The organism is Saccharopolyspora sp. NPDC002686, assembly GCF_040295745.1.
Classification (GTDB): Bacteria; Actinomycetota; Actinomycetes; order Mycobacteriales; family Pseudonocardiaceae; genus Saccharopolyspora; species Saccharopolyspora oryzae.
The window spans coordinates 1-5,125 of the sequence record NZ_JBEOVY010000466.1; the positions used below are offsets into that span (position 1 = coordinate 1).

Sequence of the window (5,125 nt, forward strand, 5' to 3'; positions counted from 1 at the left end):
GTGGTGGCGCGTGCTACCACCACCCGCGAGCACCATTCCGGCCAGCTCGACGCACTCACCTCTTGACTCGGACCGCCGCCCAGGACACCCTGACTGAACCCGAATTATCTTCATGTTTTTTGCGGCGTGGAGGAGCGGTTCATGACGGGATTTCCACCTGACTTCACCTGGGGTGTGGCCGCGGCGGCCTACCAGGTCGAGGGCGCTGCGAGCGAGGACGGGCGCACCCCGTCGATCTGGGACTCCTTCGCCCACACCGAGGGCACCACGGCGGACGGTTCCACCGGCGACGTCGCGTGCGACCACTACCACCGGTTCGCCGAGGACGTTGCGCTGATGGCCGACCTCGGAATCGACTCCTACCGGCTGTCGGTGTCCTGGTCGCGGGTCGTCCCCGACGCCTCCGGCAAGCCGAACCCGGCCGGGCTGGACTTCTACGACCGACTGCTGGATTCCTTGGCGGACAAGGGGATCAGCCCGGCGGTGAACCTCTTCCACTGGGACCTGCCGCAGTGGTTGCAGGACGCGGGCGGCTGGCAGGACCGGGACACCGTCGCGCGGTTCGCCGAGTACGCGGAGATCGTCGCCGGGCGGCTGGGCGACCGGGTCGGCACCTGGTCCACGATCAACGAGATGTTCGAGCACTTCGCGCTCGGGCACGTGACCGGCGAGCACGCGCCGGGGCTGTCCCTACCGCTGGACGAGGCCGCCGGGGTCGTGCACCACCTGCTGCTGGCCAGCGGCCACGGCGCGAGGGTGCTCCGGGAACGCGGTCGGCTGATGGGGATCACCAGCTACGCCCCGGCACGCCCGCACACGGACTCGGGCGCCGACCGCGACGCGACCGCGCTCTACGACGTCCTGCAGAACCAGCTGTTCACCGACCCGGTGCTGCTCGGCCGGTACCCCGCGGAGATCGAACCGCTCATCGAGCCGTTCGTCGAGGACGGCGACATGGCGGTCATCCACACCCCACCGGACCTGTGGGGCGTCAACTACTACTCGATCAACTCCGTCCGGTCCACCGAGGGCGAGGTTCCCCTCGAAGTCCTCGCGCCGCAGGGGTACCCGCGCACGGCGTTCGGTTGGGCAGTCGCACCGGAGGGGCTCACCGAGACCTTGACGATGCTGCACCAGCGCTACGCCGAACACCTCCCCCCGCTGGTGATCACCGAGAACGGTTGCGCCTACGACGACACCGCCGACGCCGAAGGCAAGTGCGACGACCTGGAACGCGTCGTGTACCTCTCCGAGCACCTGGCCGCGGTGCGCGCGGCGATGGACGTCGGGGTGGACGTGCGCGGGTACTACGTGTGGTCGTTGCTGGACAACTTCGAGTGGGCGGAGGGCTGCACCAAGCGGTTCGGGCTGGTGCACGTCGACTACGAGACCCAGCGGCGCACCCCGAAGACGTCGTTCGGCTGGTACCGCGACCAGATCGCAGCATCGCGATGACCACGGGCCCGGGCGGGCTCGGCGAACCGACCGAACGGGTACCGATCCGCTGGGTGCTGGCGTTCTCGCTGGCCACGGTCGGCACGTTCGTCGGCTGGTACGGACCGCTGCAGATCCTGCTCGCGAAGCAGGCCGACGCGTTCTCCCCCGGCAGCAAGGAAGCCGTGCTCGCGGTGGCGGCCGGGATCGGCGCGCTGTTCTCGATGCTGGCCAACCCGATCTGGGGAGCGCTGTCGGACCGCACCGCTTCCCGCTTCGGCAGGAGGATTCCGTGGGTCGCGGTGGGCACGCTCGGCGGAGTCGCGGGGTTGCTGCTGATGGCCGCAGCGCAGGACGCGGTGGGCATGATCGCCGGGTGGTGCCTGGTGCAGACCGCGCTGAACGCACCGTTCGCCGCGCTGTCCGCCGCCATCCCGGACCAGGTGCCGCAGCAGCAGCGCGGGACCGCGGGCGGTTACTTCGGTGTCGCGCAGACGATCGGGATCATGGCCGGTACCGGGCTCGCGGTCGCGGGCGGCGGGATCGTCGGCGGCTATCTCGCGTGCGCGGTGTTCGTCCTGCTCGCGCCGGTGCCGTACGTGCTGCTGCGGCGGGACCGGGTGCTGCCGGCGGAACTGCGCCCGCCGTGGAGCCGGCGCGCGTTCTTCGCCGGGTTCTGGCTCGACCCGACCCACCACCGCGACTTCGCGTGGGCGTGGCTGACCCGGTTCCTGATCAACCTGAGCAACTCGATCACGTTGCTGTACCTGCTGTTCTACCTCCAGGACGCGGTGGGACTGCCCGATCCGGGCGGCGGTGTGCTGGTCCTGACGGTGATCGACGCGGTGACCGTGCTGATCTCGGTGATGGTCGCCGGGATCTGGTCGGACCGGATCGCCAACCGACGCGCCTTCGTGGCCTGGTCCGGCGTGATCATGGCCATCGCCGGGTTCCTGCTCGCGGGCTGGCAGACCTGGACGGGCGCGGTCGTCGCGGCGCTGGTCCTCGGCATCGGGTTCGGCGCCTACACGTCCGTCGACTTCGCGCTGATCACCCAGGTGCTCCCGGAGGCGCTGGATCGCGGCAAGGACCTCGGCGTCATCAACATCGCCAACGCGCTCCCCCAGGTGCTGGCACCGGTCGTCGCCGCGCCGGTCGTCGCGCACCTCGGCGGCTACCCCGTGCTGTACACCGCCGCCTCCGTCATCGCGCTCCTAGGCGGGGTGCTGGTCTACCGGGTCAAGAGCGTTCGCTGAGGCCGTCCGCGCTCGGTTCGCGCTGATGGGGGAGGCTGTTGGCGTGCGCATCGGCCTTGCGGACGTGCCCGCGCTGGAGCGGGGCGTTTCGCTGCTCGGGTCCGGTGGTGGCGGCGACACCGTCACCGCCGCCGCTCTGCTGCGCGCGCGGCTCGGCGCTGGTCATCAGGCCGCGCTCACGCCGGTCGACGAGGTCGCCGTCGATGCTCAGGTCGTGCCGATCGGCGTGATCGGGGCGACCGCCGTGTTCGCCGAGAAGTTGCCCAGCGGGGCGGAGTTCCGGGCCGCGATCGCCGCGATCGAGCGGTGGACCGGCCGGAGCACCGACGCTCTGGTGTCGATCGAGGTCGGCGGGCTCAACGGGGTCGTGCCGCTGGTCGTGGGCGGCCAGCTGGGCCTGCCGGTGGTGGACGCGGACCTGTCGGGGCGCGGAGTGCCGCGGCTCGACCAGCTCTCCCTCGCCGCCGCGGGCAGGGGATTGACGCCCGTGGTGCTGGCCGAACCCGGTGGGCAGGTGCTGCTCCTCGCCGAAGCGACCTCGACCGAGGTGGAGCGGACCGCGCGCGCCTTCCTCGCCGGTTCCGGCGGCTGGGCGGTCCTCGCGCTCGCCCCGATCCCGGCGTCCGAGCTCGCTGAGTGCGCGATCCCGGGAACCGTGAGCTCCGCGATTTCCCTGGGCGGACAAGCGCTTTCGACGGATCCCGAAGACCTCGCGGAAGCCACCGGCGGACGGGTGCTCGGGCAGGGCCGGGTGGTCGAGGTGTCGCGGCGGCCGGGCCCCACCGGGTTCGCCCAGGGCAGCGCGACCGTCCTGGACCACCGGACCCGGTCGCTGCTCCGGGTGGAGATGGAGAACGAGTACCTGTTCGCGATGCGCGACGGCGAGCCGGTCGCGTCCACACCGGACGTTCTCGCGGTCCTCGACCACCGCACCGGTGTGCCGGTCCAGTGCGACGTCATCCGCCAAGGCGTCGAGGTCGCTGTCCTGCAGCTGCCCGCCGCCGCGTTCTGGACCGATCCCCGTCGCCTGCCGGTGCTGGCGCCGCGCGCCTTCGGCATCGACAGCGACCCGATCCTGCTGGAGGTGCGGTGAGCATCAGCGTGCGCCGCCTGCTCGCGGTGCCGGAGTGGCGCGAGTCGGTGCGGGTTCTGGCGGGCGACGTCGACCGCGTCGTGCAGCTGGTCCGGCCGATGGCACCCGACCGCTCCGTCGAACCCGGTGAACTCGTGGTGGTGCAGTCGATCCCCGCCACCGACTGGCGCATCGACGCGCTGCTGCGCCGGGTCGCGGACAGCGGCGGCGCCGGGGTGCTGCTGCCGGCCGACGGCCTGCTGGAAACCACCCGCCTGCTCGCCGAACGGCTCGGCGTCCCGTTGCTGACCGCGACCGCATCGCCGCTGGACCTGCTGATCTCGGCCCGGCTGCTGCTGGCCGCACCGACGCTCGACCGCGCGGACCTGGTGCTGGCCACCCACGAAGCGCTCGGCCCGCGCATCCGCCCGCCCGAAGAAGTCGTCGCGACCCTGCGAGAGCTGCTCGACGCATCGGTCGCCCTGCTCGACGACAGCGGCGCGCTGATCACCGGCGAACTCCCCCACGCCGATGAAGTCCGCGTGCACGAACCGGTCCCGCAGAACGCCCAGCTCGACGAAGGCGTGTTGCTCGCACACCCGGTGCTGCTCCTGGACACCGCACGCCCGGCGCTCTGGCTGGCCGCCGAACTGCCCGAGCGCAGTGCCGCACGCGCCGACGCCGCGCCACAGGCGCTGTCGGTCGCCGCTGCCGCGGTGCAGCGCTGGCTGCTCGCCAACCGGCTCGAACTCGAACGCGACGCCAGGTCCAAAACCGCGCTGCTGGGCGATCTCCTGCGCCTGGACGACGAGCCGACCGCCGACCTGCGCCGCCGCGCGGCCGACGCGGGCTGGAGCCTCGGCGGCTGGCACATCGGCATCCGCATCGGCATCGAATCCACAGTGGACACCGTCACGCGGGCGCGGGAGGTCGAACGGGTCCTGCACGCCGAAGGCGTCGACGCGGTGGTGGTCGAGCACGGCGACGGCTGGACCGGCTGGGTGACCTTCGAGCAGGAGCCGACGGCCGACCGCGTGCGGTCGCTGGCCGCGCAGCTGCGCGCCGTCGCCCGCGAGCTCCAGCGAACCCTGGACGCGCACATGGGGGTCGGCCGCCCGCACCCGCAGGCCGACGGGCTGGCGACCACGATCGCCGAGGCCACCGACGCCGCGCGGCTGGCCCGGACCCGCCCCGAATCGGGCCGCTTCCTGCACGTCGACCAGCTCGGCATGGCCCAGCTGCTGCTGGAGTGGACCCGCACGGACACCTTCGAACCCGCGGCCCGCGCCCTCATCGCCCCGCTGCGCGGCCAACCCGGCGACCTGGTCCGCACGCTGGCCGCCTACCTGGACGCGGAGTCGTC

At 72.2% G+C, this 5,125-nt stretch carries 4 protein-coding genes; all 4 read left to right on the forward strand.

Annotation, left to right across the window (positions count from 1 at the left end; all coding sequences use genetic code 11):
- Positions 1–141: 141 nt before the first annotated feature.
- On the forward strand, positions 142–1,455 hold the full coding sequence (locus tag ABTZ89_RS35600) for a GH1 family beta-glucosidase (RefSeq protein ID WP_351053269.1): 1,314 nt from the start codon (positions 142–144) through the stop codon (positions 1,453–1,455).
- The gene (locus ABTZ89_RS35605; RefSeq protein ID WP_351053271.1) at positions 1,452–2,690 is read left to right on the forward strand and encodes an MFS transporter; all 1,239 of its coding nucleotides are present in this window, start codon (positions 1,452–1,454) and stop codon (positions 2,688–2,690) included. The genes ABTZ89_RS35600 and ABTZ89_RS35605 overlap by 4 nt, the downstream gene beginning before the upstream one ends.
- Positions 2,691–2,715: 25 nt before the next feature.
- Positions 2,716–3,783 (forward strand): S-methyl thiohydantoin desulfurase family protein, encoded by a 1,068-nt coding sequence (locus tag ABTZ89_RS35610; RefSeq protein WP_351053274.1) that lies wholly within the window; start codon positions 2,716–2,718, stop codon positions 3,781–3,783.
- A partial coding sequence (locus tag ABTZ89_RS35615) for a PucR family transcriptional regulator (protein WP_351053276.1) occupies positions 3,780–5,125 on the forward strand: 1,346 nt, incomplete at its 3' end. The genes ABTZ89_RS35610 and ABTZ89_RS35615, both read left to right, overlap by 4 nt.

Excerpts from the sequence above, each read along its gene's own strand:
- ABTZ89_RS35605 (WP_351053271.1), top strand. The coding sequence starts at position 1,452 with ATGACCACGGGCCCGGGCGGGCTCGGCGAACCGACCGAACGGGTACCG.
- ABTZ89_RS35610 (WP_351053274.1), top strand. The coding sequence starts at position 2,716 with ATGGGGGAGGCTGTTGGCGTGCGCATCGGCCTTGCGGACGTGCCCGCG.
- ABTZ89_RS35600 (WP_351053269.1), top strand. The coding sequence starts at position 142 with ATGACGGGATTTCCACCTGACTTCACCTGGGGTGTGGCCGCGGCGGCC.